Source organism: Actinospineispora spinosispora DSM 44797, assembly GCF_000429025.1.
Classification (GTDB): Bacteria; Actinomycetota; Actinomycetes; order Mycobacteriales; family Pseudonocardiaceae; genus Pseudonocardia; species Pseudonocardia spinosispora.
In genome coordinates this window covers 478,820-491,623 of the sequence record NZ_KE386833.1, presented here as the reverse complement: position 1 = coordinate 491,623, position 12,804 = coordinate 478,820, and the positions used below count along the sequence as shown (strand labels likewise).

Below are 12,804 nucleotides of genomic sequence, written 5' to 3'. Positions count from 1 at the left end.
TCAACCACCTGCCTTGGCCAGTAGTGCGCGATGGACGGCCGTCGCGTCCCGCGCGAGTGCCTCCGCGTCGACGCCGAGGGCACGATCGTGCTCGACGACCGGTGTGCCGCCGACGAGCAGCAGTTCCAGTGGCGGTGGGGCGCCGAGCACCAGCGCGGCCACCGGGTCCGCGATGTCGGCGTGGGCGAACCCGTCGATCCGCCATACCGCGAGGTCGGCGAGCTTGCCCGGTTCCAGCGAGCCGATCTCGTCGGTGCGACCCAACAGCGCGGCGCCGCCGAGCGTCGCCATCTCCAGTGCGTCACGCACCGCCAGCGCACGGGGGCCTCCCCTGGCCCTGGCGAACAGCAACGCGTGCCGCACCTCCTCCAGGAGGCTGCCCGCCTCGTTGCTCGCCGCGCCGTCGACGCCGAGCCCGACCGGGGCGCCCGCGTCACGCAGGTCGCGGGACCGTGCGATGCCGGCTCCCAGACGGGCATTGGAGGACGGGCAGTGCGCCACACCGGTGCCGCTGTCCGCGATCTTCTTCACGGCCGAGTCGTCGAGGTGCACCGCGTGGGCGAACCAGACGTCCGGCCCGGTCCAGCCGAGGCTCTCCACGTACTCCAGCGGCGTGCAGCCGAAGCGTTCGCGGCAGAAGTCCTCCTCGTCCAGGGTCTCCGCGAGGTGCGTGTGCAGCCTCAGGCCGCGCTCGCGCGCCAGCTCGGCGGACTCGCGCATCAGCTCACCGGTCACCGAGAACGGCGAACAGGGGGCCAGCGCGATCCGCAGCATCGAGCCGGGAGCCGGGTCGTGCCAGCGGTCGATCGCGTCGGCCGAGGCGGCCAGCACGGCGTCCCGGTCCTCGACGACCTCGTCCGGTGGCAGGCCGCCCGCGCTGCGGCCCAGGTCCATCGAGCCTCGACACGGGTGGAACCGCAGGCCCACCGCCCTGGCCGCCTCGATCTCGGCGGCCAGCAGGTCGCCTCCGCCATGGGGAAACACGTAGTGGTGGTCCGTGCTGGTCGTGCACCCGGTGCGGGCCAGCCAGGCCAGTGCACCGCTCGCGGCGACGTTCACGGCGTGCTCGTCGATCCCCGCCCACACCGGGTACAGACGGGTCAGCCAGCCGAACAGGGTGTCGTCGACCGCGAGCCCCCGGGTGACCCACTGGTAGAGGTGCTGGTGTGTGTTGACCAGACCGGGGGTCACCAGACATCCCCTGGCGTCGATGACCCTGGCGCCCTCGGGCCGGGGCCCGGGGCCGTCGCCGACCGTGACGATCCGGTCGTCGAAGACGACCAGGTGACCGTCGGTGTGTTCGGAGCGTTGCCCGTCCATCGTGACGATGTGCGCACCCTCGATGATCACGGTGCCGCTCATCGGTCGCCCTGCTCGTCGGTGCCACGCTGCGCGGCCAGCCGCACGGCGTCCAGGATCTTCTCGTAGCCGGTGCACCGACACAGGTTGCCGGCCAGCGCCTCGCGGATCTCCGGGTCGGACGGCTCAGGGTTGCGCGCCAGCAGGTCGTGTGTGGACACGATCAGCCCGGGCGTGCAGAACCCGCACTGCACCGCTCCACACTCGAGGAAGGCCTGCTGGACCGGGTGCAGCGCGGGTTCCTCCGCCGTGTTGTCGGCGAGCCCTTCGACCGTGGTGACCTCCCGGCCGTTCACCTGACCGGCGGCCACCAGGCAGGCGCAGCTGGGCAGCCCGTCCAGGTACACGGTGCAGGAACCGCACTCGCCCTGCTCACAGGCGTTCTTGGAACCGGGCAGACCGACCCGCTCACGCAGCAGGTACAGCAGGCTCTCGCCCTCCCAGACGTCGTCGACGACGTGTTTCGTCCCGTTCAGTGTCGTGGTGACCCGCATGGCGTCAGGCTGCCTTCCGGTAGTCGTTCCAGGCCCAGTTCGCGGCACGATGGGCCATCACCGCGAGCGAACGCCTGCGGTAGGCGGCGCTGCCGCGCACGTCGTCGATGGGAGCGGCCGCGTCGCTGACCCGGCTGCCGAACTCCCGGGTCAACGACTCGGGCAACGGGCCGCGGGAGTCCCACAGCCCGGCCGCCTCGAGTTCCCCGGCCAGGAACGTCTCCGCCTCGTGCGCACGCCGAGGGGTGGGCGCGGCCGATCCGATCCCGGTGCCCACCGAGCGGCGCGCCGGGTGCAGGGCGAACCCGAACGCCGACACGGCGATCACCATGGCGTTGCGGGTGCCGATCTTGCAGAACTGCTGCGGCCCCGACGCCGGGGTCAGCAGGATCGCCGCGATGAGCTCGTCCTCGGCCAGCGCGGTCTTCTTCACCCCGAGATAGAACTCGATGATCGGGATGAAACGGGTGCCTCGCGCCGCCGAGGCGACCTCGACCACCGCGTCGGTGGCCAGAAGCGGAGGATGCGAGTCGCCGGCGGGCGAGCCCGCACCCAGGTTGCCGCCGACGGTGCCCCGGTTGCGAATCTGCGGGGAACCGACCGTGCGCGACGCCATCGCCAGACCGGGCAGCTCATCGCCCAGCTCGGCGATCAGCCGGGTGTAGCTGACCCCGGACCCGAGCCGTACCCGCGCGCCGTCCGCGTCGGACTCCCGGCTCCACTCGCGCAGCTCGGTGATCCGGGTCAGGTCCAGCAGGGCACCCGGCCTGCGTCGATCGAAGTTGATCTCGACCATGACATCTGTGCCGCCGGCGACGGGCACCGCATCGGGGAACTCCGCGCGGGCGGCCAGCGCCTCCTGCCAGGTGCTCGGCTGCAGGAACTCCATCGGGACTCCTTCTCCGTAGGACTGTGCCAGTACAGCGCTACTCCGACGGTCCGCATAAGCCATCACGCAGACGAAGTGTCGCGCCGAACACCCGATGAAGTTGTAGGTTCCTCCAATGCTGCTTCGGGACCTGCTCGCCGTGCCCGAACTACGGTTGCGGCTGCTCGTCGGAACCGATGCGGCACTCGACCGTCCGGTCCGCTGGGTCTACACGACCGACCTGATCGACCCCGGTCGCTACCTGTCCGGCGGGGAGCTGGTGATCAGCGGTCTGGTGTGGCACAACGGGCCCGGCGACAGCGACCTGTTCGTCGACACGATCGCGGACGCCGGAGCGGCCGCGCTGGCCGCCGGGGAGGCGCGCCTCCACCACGTCCCCGCGGACCTGGAAGCGGCGTGCCGGCGGCGGGGCATGGTTCTGATCGCCGTGCCGGAGGAGGTCTCCTTCTCGGCGGTCACCGAGCAGGTCACCGGCTCGGTCACGGCGGCGCGGGGTGACCGGTTGGCCGCTCGGCTCGGCAGACAGCGCGAGCTGCTCTCCGCCGTGGCCGGCGGGATGGGGCTCACCGAGCTGTCCGGCCGGGTGTCCGAGACGATCGGGGTGGTCTGCCGGATCTTCACGCCGACCGGCCGGGCGATCGTGCCCGGCCCGGTGCCGCTCACGGCCTCGAAGGTCGACCTGGTGGTCCAGGCGTACCTGACGGCCGACCGGCTGCCCGCGAACGTCTCCGGGCAGCCCGGTTACTCGGTGTTCCCGGTCGGCCCGGCCTTGGCACAGCGCCTGACCTCGTGGTTCGTGGTGGTGGTCGGGCCGTGGCAGAGCTGGAGCCCGGACGTCTCCGATGCGGTCGGCGAGCTGGTGGCGTTCGCCGCGCTCGACCGGTCGCGGCGCAACGAGGGCCGCCGGGTGGCCAGGACGATCGCCGACGACGCCATCCGGCTGATCACGGCCGGCGCGTCCGGTCAGCCCGAGACCGCGGCCCGCCTGCGCCAGGTCGGTCTGGATCCGACCGTCCGGATGATGGTGGTCGTGGCCGGGTTCGTGGACCGGCCGGACCTGACCGAAACCGCGGTCACGGTGCTGGAGGACGCGGTCGCGCACCTGGGGCCGCCGGTCGCGGCAGCCACGTCGGACGGCCTGGCCGTGGCGCTGGTGGCCGGCGGCCAGGACCCGGACCCGTCGGCCACTCTGCGCACCGCGCTGGAGCGGTTGCAGCCCGCCCTCGGCGGCCTGCGGCTGACCGTCGGGATCAGCAGGCCGTCGGGCGCCGAGGCGCTGTCCGGTGCCATCCGCGAGGCCGAGCACGCGCGCGAACTCGCCCGGCTGCGCTCGGGCCCGCTGAACGTCGTGACCGACGCCGAGGTCACCTCACACGTGGCGCTGCTCGCCATGGTCCCGGACGAGGTCCGGCGCGCCTTCGCCTCCCGGGTCCTGGACCCGGTCCTGGACTACGACGCACGCAACGACGCGGGCCTGGTGGAGACCCTCGAGGCCTTCCTCGACCACTCCGGTTCCTGGAGCAGGGTCGCCCAGCACCTGCACCTGCACGTCAACACGGTCCGCTACCGGATCAGCAGGGTCGAGGAGCTGACCGGCCGGGACCTGGCCCGCTTCGAGGACCGCGTGGACGTCTTCCTGGCCCTGCGTTCGCGATAGCCCGCACAGAGGCTGGCACCCACGCAACTGAGCAAAGTTCGATCCCGGACCCCGGTCCAGGCCGTCGTAGACAGAACCACCGACAAACCGCAGCTCGCACAGAGGTTTTCTACGCCGCACAGAGGCTGGGGCCTCTGTGCGGCGTGTACTCGGTCTGTGCGAGCTGGGCTCGCTCAGGCGAAGCCGGGGACCGAGCGCCACGCCGGACCGGCGTCGGGGGCGTCCTCCCGGGTCACCGCGCACTCGATCAGGCCGTACGGGCGGTCGGCGGCGTAGAAGACCTCGTTGGGGTTCTCCAGGTCGAACGGCGAGAGGTCGACGACGAAGTGGTGCCGGTTCGGAGCGGACAGCTTGATCTCGGCGATCTCCGGGTGCTCGGCCAGCGCGCTGCTGCCCATCTCCCACAGCGTCTGCTGCAGCGCCAGCGAGTGCACCTCGGCGAACCGCTCCAGCAGAATCCGGCGGACCGACGCCCAGGTCTTGTCCCAGTCGACGTCCGTGTCCCGGTAGCGCCACCTGGCGACCAGCGAGGTCGACATGATCCGGTCGTGGGTCTCCGGCAGCGTCGTGTAGCGGTCGGTGAGGAAACCGGCGAACTCCGAGCCCGCCGACTTCAGCAGCACCAGGTCACGCAGGCCGGACACGACCCACGCCTGATCGCCCTCGACGGTGACCGCCGTGGTGCGCACCTCGGCGCCCCGCCGGGCCCACGTGTGGTCGTGGCCCCGGCCGTCGACCTCGACCCGCTCCCAGTCGAGCTCCTCCACCTCGATCCGGGCGCTGTGTACCGGCTCCACGGTCCCGACGAAGTGCCTGCCGAGTTGCAGCGCGTAGTTCTCGATCTCCCGGAGGCCGTGTTCCTTGGCGAACGCGTAGCAGGTGTTCTTCTGCGTGTCGGTCGGCAGCACCCGGCTCTGGTCACCGTGGATGTGCGCCGCGCCGAAGTCACCGCGCAGCGACGTGGACACGGTGACGTCCCGGATCTCGTGCCGCTCGGTGTCACGGTAGATGCGGACGACCCGGCATTCCGCTTTGCCGTACTGGTTCTCGGCGAGCACGATGCCGGCGCGCGAGGCTGTGTCCTGGGATTCCACTGTCAACTCCCGAGATAGGTGGAGTAACCGAACGGCGACAGCAACAGCGGCACGTGGTGGTGCCGCGCCGGGTCGCTGATGACGAAACTGACGGCGACCTCCGGGTAGAAGACCGGCCGGTCGGCCGATGCGAAGTAGGTCCCGGTGTCGAAGACGATCCGGTAGGTGCCCGCCGCCAGGTCCGCGCCGAGGGCTCCGATCCGGCCGTTGCCGTCGGTCACCGCCTCGGCGAGAGTGCAGGCGCTGTGCTCCAGCCGGACCGCCACTCCGGCGGCCGGGATCCCCAGGGTCGTGTCGAGGACGTGGGTCGACAGGCTCATCCGGTCACCGCCGTCTGCTCGCCGAGCACCCGGGCCAGCCGGAGCCGGTTGATCGCGGCGAGCTCGGCGCGCACCACACGCCATTCGGTCGCCGGATCGTTGTCCAGCCGGTCACGCAGCACCGCCAGCAGCTCCTCGGCACCCCGGCCGCTGGCGCACACCAGGTAGACGTGCCCGAATCGTTCCTCGTAGGCACGGTTGCCCTCGGCCAACGCGGACAGCACGTCCTCGCCCGCCTCACTGACCTTGCTCTGTTCCCTGCTCGACCTCGGGTCGGAACTGCGCTCACCGATGCGGGGATGTCCGGTCAGCCCGTCGACGACGTCGGAGTCGGTCAGCGCGTCCTCGGCCGCGACGCCCAGCTGCGCGACCGTGGCGTACGGGCGGCCGGCCGCGACCTCACTCGCCCACCGGGGCGCGCTGCAGCAGCTCAGCAGCAGCTCGCGGGCGGACTCGTCGGGCAGCTCGTTGAACTCGGCGAGGTTCACCGATCCTCTCTTCCCAGCGCCCAGCTACGTGCGCTGTGGATCGGGTTCGCGTCGGCGACCAGGTCACCGAAGCGCCGGCTGGCGATCTTCGCCACCTCCACGAGCGCCGCCGCGTGCTCCTGCGCCGCCGAGTTGGCCAGCCGCTGCCAGCCCTCCTCCAGGATGCGGTCCCGCTTGCCGGCGTCACGCACGGACACGATCAGCGGGATGCCGAACCGGTCGCGGTAGGCGCTGGTCAGGCTGTCGAACTCGGCGTGATCGTCCTCGGTCAACCGGGTCAGACCCGCGGCGGACTGGTCACGGACGGACTCTTCGCCCTCCGTCCCGTCGGCCACCCGGTCGTCGCCGAGTGCCGGATAGTGCGTCATCAACTCGCGCTGCTCCTCATGGCCGCTGGTGAATAGTGCTTCCTGGAACGCGGTCCGCAGCGCTGAGGTATCCGCGAAGGGCTTGTTCTCGTAGGCCTTCTCCACGACCCAGTCGGTGTCCTGGAAGAGCCTGCGGAAGGTGCTGACGAACTGGGCCCGGTCCATCTCGTTGACCTGGTCCAGGCGCACGGAGGCGCCGCCGGGGGTGCCGGCGACGGCCGGTCCGTAGTCCTTGCCGATGTGGTGGAACACGACGTTCAGCAGAATCGCGGTCACGCTGCCCAGGGTGATCCCCGATCCGAGGACGATCTGCGCCCACCCCGGGACCGCCTTGGCGATGTCCGGCTGCACCGTGGCGAGCAGTGCCAGCCCGACGCTGGAGGCCACGATCACGACGTTGCGGTTGTCGTGGAAGTCCACGGCGCCGAGGGTCTGGATTCCGACGACCGCGACGGTGGCGAACATCGCCAGCGCGGCGCCACCGAGAACCGGGTGCGGGATCGAGGCCACGACCGCGCCCGCCTTGGGCACGAGACCGATCAGGATCATGAACACGCCGGCCGCGGCGACCACGTACCTGCTGGAGATCCGGGTCAGCCGCACCAGACCGACGTTCTCCGCGAAACAGGTGTAGGGGAACGAGTTGAGGACACCGCCGATCGTGGTGGCCAGGCCATCGGCCCGCAGTGCCCGCGCGATGTCCTCGCGGCCGATCCTCCGGTCGACGATCTCGCCGGTGGCGAAGACGTCACCGGTGGTCTCGACGGCGGTGATCAGCATGACCACCACCATCGACACGATGGCCGCGACGCTGAACTTGGGGATGCCGAAGAAGAACGGTGTCGTCACGCCGAGCCAGGGCTGGCCGACCACCGCGGTGAAGCTGGCGTCACCCAGCGCCCAGGCGACCAGCGTGCCCAGCACAAGCCCGACCAGCACCGCGACCGTGGCCATGAAACCGCGGAAGACCCGCTGGATGATCACGATGAGCGCGAGGGTCCCGAGTGCGTACGCCAGGTTGCGCGAGTTCGCGGGCTGCGCGTTCGTGGCGCCCCCGACCACGTCCTGCGCGGCGACCGGCAGCAGCGCGATACCGATGATCAGGATGACCGAGCCGGTCACGACCGGCGGGAAGTAGCGGATCAGCCTGCTGAAGTACGGCGCGGCGAAGAACGTGACCAGACCGGCGACGATCACCGATCCGTAGATCATCAACAGGCCGCTGGTGCCACCTCCGGCCGCCAGCCCGATCGCGATCATCGGCGACACGGCGGTGAACGTGACGCCCTGGACGAGCGGCAGCCGTACGCCGACCTTCCAGAAGCCGACCGACTGGATGATCGAGGCGATGCCGCAGGTGAACAGGTCCGCGTTGATCAGGTGGATCAGCTCACGCTCGGACAGCCCGATCGCACCCGCCAGCAGGATCGGGATGACCACGGCACCGGCGTAGAAAGCGAGTACGTGCTGGATTCCGTACAGCGCCAACCGTCCGGCGGGTAACACCTCGTCGACGGGATGGACGGTCCTCGGCCTTGTCGCTGCCGAATCCTGGGTCGATGCGGAATCCTGGCTGGAGCGGCCTCTGGCAAATCGCATGGGCACCTCACGAGCTGGGGACGGCGGGCGTGGCCGTCCGCTAACGATGCGGGTCACGCAGTCCGGCACGGTACTCACCGGATCGACGAACAAGCGTGGCGTGGGCCACTCCCGTTTTGTGCGATCCACCAATGAGTGTGCGGAATCGGACCCGAACCAGCGAGCCGAGAACCTCAGGAACGGCAGCTCGCCACCACCGCGATCCCGTCCCGGATCGCGGACTCGGCGAGCGAGCCGTAGCCGAGCACGAGCGCGGGCGGCGCCAGGTGCGGCTCGGCCCAGTGCCAGGACGCGCCTTCGACGAGCACTCCCCGGTCGCGCGCCTGAGCCACGAGTCGCTGCTCGTCACACTCGGAGGGCAACTGGACGTAGAGGTGCAGCCCGGCCGCGACGCCGAGCGGACGCGCATCGGGCAGCGCCGCCGCCAGCGCCCGGATCGCGGTGTCCCGCTTGCGTCGATAGGTCGGCCGGACCCGCCGCAGGTGACGGGCGAATCCCCCGCCGGCGACGAACCGGGCCAGCGCGAGCTGCTCGAGGAGCGTGCTGCCCATGTCGGCGTACATCTTCTCCGCCGCGACCTCGTCGACCAGGTCGCTCGGCAACGCCAGCCAGCCCAGGCGCAACGCCGGGGTCAGCGTCTTGCTCACGCAACCCGCGTGCACGACATGCTCCGGTGCCAGCCCCTGCAATGCGCCGATCGGTGTCCGGTCGTAGCGGAACTCCGCGTCGTAGTCGTCCTCGATGATCAGCCCGCCGCTCCCCCTGGCCCAGTCGAGCAGTGCGGACCGCCGGGCGCCGCTGAGCACCGCACCCATCGGGTAGGAGTGGGCCGGAGCGATCAGAACGGCACCGATCTCGTGGGCCGTCAGCCGGGCGATGTCCAGACCGTCCTGGTCGACCGGGATCGCCACGGGACGCAGACCGGCCCTGACGACGATCTCGCGGTGGACGCCGAAACACGGGTCCTCCAGCGCGACCGCCCGCACACCACGTGCGCGGAGAACACCACACAGCAGCGTCAGCGCCTGGGTGACGCCCGAGGTGACCAGCAGCTGGCCCGGCGACGTCATCACCCCGCGGACCCGCCCGAGGTAGCCCGTCAGCGCCTCGCGCAGTGCGGAGGCACCCAACGGACCCGGATATCCCAGCTCACGGTCCGACACCGCGGTCAGTGCGGCGCGGTAGTGCCGTTGCCACTCGGCCCTGGGGAAGAGCCCCGGGTCGGGTAGTCCGCCGATGAACCTGACGGTCGACGCGGGCGCGGTCCCGGCCCGGCCGCCTTCGCTGCGCGACGTCGCCACGGCGCGCACCGTCGTGGCCGATCCCTGGTGCGCGTCGAGATAGCCGTCCGAAGCGAGCTGGCCGTACGCCTCGACCACGACGCTCCGCGCGACACCCAGGTCTTCGGCCAGTGTCCGGGACGGAGGCAGCCGCGTGCCGGCCGGCACCTGGCTGGACTGGATGAGCCTGCGCAGCTCGCTCTCCAGCTGGGCGCGCAACGATCGCGGTCGCGTCCGATCGAGCACGACCAGCAGATCGGCCGGGAACTGAGAATTGGTCCGGCTAGCTGCGTCAGAATTGGGTCTGGACACCGGCCAATCTTAGCCTCAGAGTCACCGGTGTGCCTTTGACGAGCAGGTCCCCGACCACGTCCGCGCGCCCGGTACTCACCCGGTGGACGCCCGGCCCGGTCGTCAGGCACACCGGTCCGGTGGTCGTGAGCGTCACGGACTTCACCTCGGCGCGCTATCGGGACCTCCCGTCTATCGCGCGGACCGGGTTTCGGCTGCGCCAGGGCTGGTACGCCATGCCCGGCGCCGTCGGGCTGTGGTTGTGGTCGCTGCCGTTGCAAGCCCGCACCGGCTCGATCTCCGTCTGGTCGAACGAAGCCGACCTGCGCCGATTCGTGCGGCTGCCACTGCACGTCGACGTGATGCGGCACTTCAGCCCGCGCGGCACGACCAGGGCGACCACGATCACTGCCGACGAGCTGGTCCCGTCCGAGATCCTGGCCCGAGCGACACGCTGGATTCTCGACGCGAAGTGACGGCCGGAGCTCACGCCCTGTTTGATGACGTTGTGACAGACCCTCGCGCACCCCGCCTCGACGTGATCCGGCGCTTTCCGGCGCGGCCGTCAGCTCTGGTCGTCGTGCTGCACGGCGGCCAGTCCGTGAGCCTCCAGCGGCCGCACCGGCTGCGGCCCGCGTACCTGCGGATGGTGCCGATCGCTCACATGCTCGAAGGTGCGCTGCGCGCGGACGGGGTCGGCGTCGGGCTGCTGCGCTATCGGTACCGGGGGTGGAACGGCGCCCAGCGGGACGCGTACCAGGACACCGAGCGGGTGCTGGACGAGATGTCCCTGCGCCACCCGGGTGTGCCGGCGGTGCTGGTCGGGCACTCGATGGGCGGACGGGCGGCGCTGCACGCCGCGGGCCATCCCTCGGTCAGGGCGGTGTGCGCGCTGGCGCCGTGGCTGGACGGCTCGGATCCGGTCGACCAGCTGTCCGGCCGCGCCCTGCTGATCGTGCACGGCGTCGAGGACCGGATGACCGACCCACGGCAGTCCTACAGCTACGCGGTGCGGGCCAGGGACGTGGCGACTCGCGTCGCCCGGTTCGAGATAGCCGGCGAGGGCCACGCGATGCTGCGCGAGCGGCACACCTGGTCGACGCTCACCCGACGGTTCGTGGCGGGCGAGCTGGGCACGGAACCGCTGGCACCGGAGCTCGACGAGGCGTACCGGCTGGGCCCGACGAGCTAGTGCCCACTAGAGCCAGCCGTTGTTCTCGGCGATGCGCACCGCGTCGGCGCTGTTCACCGCATCGGTCTTGCCTATCGCGGACGACAGATGGTTCCGGACCGTTCCGTGTGACAGGTGCAGTGCCTTGGCGATCTCCGCGGCGGTCCGCCCCTCCCCCGCGGCACGCAGGACGTTCTGTTCACGGTCGGTCAGGGGGTTGGCCCCGATCGCCATCGCGTCGGCGGCCAGTGCGGGATCCACCGCGCGCAGCCCGGCGTGGACTCGGCGGATCGCGTCGACCAGCTGTTCCGGTGGTGCGTCCTTCAGCACGAAACCGGCGGCACCCGCCGCCATCGCCCTGCTGAAGTAGCCGGGACGCCCGAAGGTCGTGCAGATGATGACCCGGCAGCCGGGCGCCGACTCACGCAACAGCCGCGCGACCTCGAGCCCGTCGAGACCGGGCATCTGTACATCCAGCAGGGCGACGTCCGGTCGCTTGTCCACGACGGCCGCGAGTACGTCGTCCCCACGAGCCACCTCGGCCACCACGGTCAGGTCCGGTTCCAGGTCGAGCATGGCGACCAACCCACCCCTGACCAGCGCCTGGTCGTCGGCGACCAGCACGGTGATCGGATTGTTCGGCATCAGCGAATCTCCGCCTTCAGTCGGAACCCGCCGGTCGGCCCCGGACCGGTCTCGATCGTGCCCTCGACGGCGGCCAGCCGTTCGGAGAGCCCCGTCAGGCCGTTGCCTGCCCCGTTGACCGGTCCGACCCCGTCGTCGACGATCTCCAGCCACCGCCGTCCCACTCGGACGATGCACCGTCGCGCGCGGCTGTGCCGGACCACGTTCGTCACGCCCTCCCGAAGGACATAGGCGAGCGGCTCGTCCAACCGGGTGTCGACGTCATCGGTCGAGGTCGGCAGGTCTGCGTCGATCCCGGCGGCACGCAGTGCGGCGCGGGCGGCGGCCAGCTCCTCGACCAGCGTCATCCGACGCTGACCGGCCACCGTCGCGCGCACCTCACCCAGTGTGGTGCGCGCCAGGTTCTCCACATCACGGACCTCGGCGAGCGCGTCCTCGACCCTCCGGCCGCTCTCCAGCAGCCTGCGGGTCAGTGAGGCCTTGACCGTGATCGCGGTGAGGCTGTGGCCGAGTACGTCGTGCAGGTCGCGCGCGAGACGGGCCCGCTCGTGGGCCACGGCCAGGGTCCTGATCTCCGATCGGGCCACCGCGAGCTTGCCGACCAGCCTGGCCATCCGGCTGGTGGTCAGTGCCAGTAGCCCGACCAGGGCCACCACGACGGTGCCCTGGTCGTCGATCTGCCCGTCGGCCGCCAGACCGAACCCCATGGCCGAGGCGATGGTCAGGACGACGATCGCCCTCGACGCCGCGAGCGGCAACAACATCACGGCGGCGGCGACGGCGTAGGCCAGATAACCGAAGGAGCGGTTCGAGCCCGAGGCCAGGAGATAACCGATGCCGAGGACGAACAACAGAGCAACCATCAGGACCCGGTAGGCGGGCGACCAGCGCGGGGCCACCCACCACACCAGGAGGTATCCCCCGCCGTACGCGATCGTCAGCGGGATGAGCAGCGCGGGTGAGCCCCCGGCCCGCACCGTCTCCACGGTCCCGCTGACCAGCCAGACGACCAGCAGCGACGAGATCATCCAGTCCCACCGACGCGCACCCTTCGCCCCGGTCCGGGGGAAGACCGGCCACTCCCGGGAGTCCACCGCGACGTCACTCAGGTCGTCGTGTCCGTTGCTCGCCGCGCTCGACATCACCGCA

General features: G+C 70.9%; 13 protein-coding genes. 3 read left to right on the top strand and 10 right to left on the bottom strand.

The features are described 5' to 3' along the window. From G406_RS0125945 to G406_RS0125935, 3 genes are read right to left on the bottom strand one after another with little or no spacing between them, the layout of a single operon-like run. Complete coding sequence (locus G406_RS0125945) at positions 1–1,362, bottom strand: 8-oxoguanine deaminase (RefSeq protein ID WP_037078432.1); 1,362 nt, start codon at positions 1,360–1,362, stop codon at positions 1–3. Then, the gene (locus G406_RS0125940; protein WP_028936008.1) at positions 1,359–1,853 is read right to left on the bottom strand and encodes a (2Fe-2S)-binding protein; all 495 of its coding nucleotides are present in this window, start codon (positions 1,851–1,853) and stop codon (positions 1,359–1,361) included. Before G406_RS0125940 ends, G406_RS0125945 begins: the two co-directional genes overlap by 4 nt. A gap of 4 nt (positions 1,854–1,857) precedes the next feature. Beyond that, positions 1,858–2,742, bottom strand: a complete 885-nt coding sequence (locus tag G406_RS0125935; protein ID WP_028936007.1) for an FAD binding domain-containing protein — start codon at positions 2,740–2,742, stop codon at positions 1,858–1,860. A 115-nt stretch (positions 2,743–2,857) separates the two neighbouring features. Here G406_RS0125935 and G406_RS0125930 point away from each other — a divergent pair, with 115 nt between their 5' ends. Continuing rightward, positions 2,858–4,399 carry a PucR family transcriptional regulator gene (locus G406_RS0125930; protein ID WP_028936006.1) on the top strand — a complete coding sequence of 514 codons (1,542 nt, stop codon included), beginning with the start codon at positions 2,858–2,860 and terminating at the stop codon, positions 4,397–4,399. A gap of 173 nt (positions 4,400–4,572) precedes the next feature. Here G406_RS0125930 and pucL read toward each other — a convergent pair whose 3' ends face one another. The 5 genes from pucL to pdxR form a co-directional block, all read right to left on the bottom strand. After that, complete coding sequence (gene pucL / locus G406_RS0125925; protein WP_028936005.1) at positions 4,573–5,493, bottom strand: factor-independent urate hydroxylase; 921 nt, start codon at positions 5,491–5,493, stop codon at positions 4,573–4,575. Positions 5,494–5,495: 2 nt separating this feature from the next. Then, positions 5,496–5,813 carry a hydroxyisourate hydrolase gene (gene uraH / locus G406_RS0125920; RefSeq protein WP_028936004.1) on the bottom strand — a complete coding sequence of 106 codons (318 nt, stop codon included), beginning with the start codon at positions 5,811–5,813 and terminating at the stop codon, positions 5,496–5,498. Beyond that, complete coding sequence (gene uraD, locus G406_RS0125915) at positions 5,810–6,301, bottom strand: 2-oxo-4-hydroxy-4-carboxy-5-ureidoimidazoline decarboxylase (protein WP_028936003.1); 492 nt, start codon at positions 6,299–6,301, stop codon at positions 5,810–5,812. Before uraD (G406_RS0125915) ends, uraH begins: the two co-directional genes overlap by 4 nt. Further along, on the bottom strand, positions 6,298–8,268 hold the full coding sequence (gene uraD, locus G406_RS49975; protein ID WP_084216383.1) for a 2-oxo-4-hydroxy-4-carboxy-5-ureidoimidazoline decarboxylase: 1,971 nt from the start codon (positions 8,266–8,268) through the stop codon (positions 6,298–6,300). The genes uraD (G406_RS0125915) and uraD (G406_RS49975) overlap by 4 nt, the downstream gene beginning before the upstream one ends. A 173-nt stretch (positions 8,269–8,441) precedes the next feature. Continuing rightward, positions 8,442–9,860, bottom strand: coding sequence for a MocR-like pyridoxine biosynthesis transcription factor PdxR (pdxR, locus tag G406_RS0125905; RefSeq protein WP_028936002.1), 1,419 nt, complete (start codon positions 9,858–9,860; stop codon positions 8,442–8,444). 29 nt (positions 9,861–9,889) lie between these two features. Between pdxR and G406_RS57910 the strand changes: the two genes are divergently transcribed. Together G406_RS57910 and G406_RS57905 are read left to right on the top strand one after the other, a co-directional pair. Beyond that, the gene (locus G406_RS57910; RefSeq protein ID WP_084216382.1) at positions 9,890–10,315 is read left to right on the top strand and encodes a hypothetical protein; all 426 of its coding nucleotides are present in this window, start codon (positions 9,890–9,892) and stop codon (positions 10,313–10,315) included. A gap of 32 nt (positions 10,316–10,347) precedes the next feature. After that, complete coding sequence (locus G406_RS57905; protein WP_051342694.1) at positions 10,348–11,031, top strand: alpha/beta hydrolase family protein; 684 nt, start codon at positions 10,348–10,350, stop codon at positions 11,029–11,031. A gap of 6 nt (positions 11,032–11,037) precedes the next feature. On the opposite strand, the gene G406_RS0125890 is transcribed toward G406_RS57905, so the two are convergent. Together G406_RS0125890 and G406_RS49965 are read right to left on the bottom strand one after the other, a co-directional pair. After that, the gene (locus G406_RS0125890) at positions 11,038–11,655 is read right to left on the bottom strand and encodes a response regulator transcription factor (RefSeq protein ID WP_037078426.1); all 618 of its coding nucleotides are present in this window, start codon (positions 11,653–11,655) and stop codon (positions 11,038–11,040) included. Then, positions 11,655–12,797: a sensor histidine kinase gene (locus tag G406_RS49965; RefSeq protein ID WP_051342693.1), complete on the bottom strand. Its 1,143-nt coding sequence runs from the start codon at positions 12,795–12,797 to the stop codon at positions 11,655–11,657. The genes G406_RS0125890 and G406_RS49965 overlap by 1 nt, the downstream gene beginning before the upstream one ends. Between the last annotated feature and the right edge of the window lie 7 nt (positions 12,798–12,804).

Excerpts from the sequence above, each read along its gene's own strand:
- G406_RS0125890 (WP_037078426.1), bottom strand. The coding sequence starts at position 11,655 with ATGCCGAACAATCCGATCACCGTGCTGGTCGCCGACGACCAGGCGCTG.
- G406_RS0125940 (WP_028936008.1), bottom strand. The coding sequence starts at position 1,853 with ATGCGGGTCACCACGACACTGAACGGGACGAAACACGTCGTCGACGAC.
- G406_RS0125935 (WP_028936007.1), bottom strand. The coding sequence starts at position 2,742 with ATGGAGTTCCTGCAGCCGAGCACCTGGCAGGAGGCGCTGGCCGCCCGC.
- uraH (WP_028936004.1), bottom strand. The coding sequence starts at position 5,813 with ATGAGCCTGTCGACCCACGTCCTCGACACGACCCTGGGGATCCCGGCC.
- G406_RS0125930 (WP_028936006.1), top strand. The coding sequence starts at position 2,858 with ATGCTGCTTCGGGACCTGCTCGCCGTGCCCGAACTACGGTTGCGGCTG.
- G406_RS0125945 (WP_037078432.1), bottom strand. The coding sequence starts at position 1,362 with ATGAGCGGCACCGTGATCATCGAGGGTGCGCACATCGTCACGATGGAC.
- uraD (WP_084216383.1), bottom strand. The coding sequence starts at position 8,268 with ATGCGATTTGCCAGAGGCCGCTCCAGCCAGGATTCCGCATCGACCCAG.
- G406_RS49965 (WP_051342693.1), bottom strand. The coding sequence starts at position 12,797 with ATGTCGAGCGCGGCGAGCAACGGACACGACGACCTGAGTGACGTCGCG.